Source organism: Mesorhizobium sp. M7A.F.Ca.MR.176.00.0.0 (assembly GCF_004023165.1).
Classification (GTDB): domain Bacteria; phylum Pseudomonadota; class Alphaproteobacteria; order Rhizobiales; family Rhizobiaceae; genus Mesorhizobium.
Window position 1 is genome coordinate 1 of the sequence record NZ_RZTC01000301.1, and the last position, 821, is coordinate 821.

Annotated in this window: 1 protein-coding gene; it reads right to left on the minus strand. The window is 63.5% G+C overall.

Annotation, left to right across the window (positions count from 1 at the left end):
- Positions 1–821: ABC transporter ATP-binding protein (locus EOB59_RS34980; RefSeq protein WP_164895872.1), on the minus strand; the 821-nt coding region annotated here is incomplete at both ends.

An 821-nucleotide genomic window follows, 5' to 3' on the forward strand; every position in this document is an offset into this window, starting at 1 on the left:
TTTCATCGCTGCCCGGATCCGCTGCTCGGTGCCGGCGTCGATGGCAGCAGTTGAATCGTCGAAGACCAGCACCGATGGCCGCAGCATCAGGCTGCGGGCGATGGTCAGGCGCTGGCGCTGGCCGCCAGAAAGCGACGCGCCGCGTTCGCCAACGACTGTGGTGTAGCCGGCGGGAAGCCCGATGATGTAGTTGTGCAATTGGGCATACTCGGCGGCTTGCCCGATGCGGGTCTCGCGCGCCCATGGATTGCCGTAGGCGATGTTGTTCTCGATCGAGGTGGTGAACAGGAATGCGTCCTGCTGCACCACGCCGACCGCCTTGCGCAGCGATTGCAGCGTGACTTTGCTTATGTCCTGGCCATCGATGGTGATGGCACCTGACGTCACATCGTAGAAGCGCGGGATCAGGTGCGCGATGGTCGATTTGCCGCTGCCGGGCGGACCGACAATGCCGATGGTTTGGCCCGACCTTGCCTCGAAGGAGATCCCGGATAGCGTCGGGCGACCAGCGCCCGCGTAGCGGAAGCCGACATTGTCGAAGCGCAGCACACCGTCAGTGACGACAAGGTCCCTGGCGTCGGGTGCGTCCTCGATATCAAGTTCGGTGTCCAGCAGTTCGAACAGTCGCGTGCCGCAGGTCGAAGCGCGGGCGAATGAATTGACCATCAGGCCGAGCTGGCGCACTGGCATCTGCAAGATGGTCATGAAGGTGAGGAACTGGGCCAGCGTGCCGACGCTGATCTGGCCCGCAATCACCTTCTGGCCGCCGAACCAGAGCACCAAGCCCATGGCGGCGAGGAACGAGAAGTTCATGGCGCTGG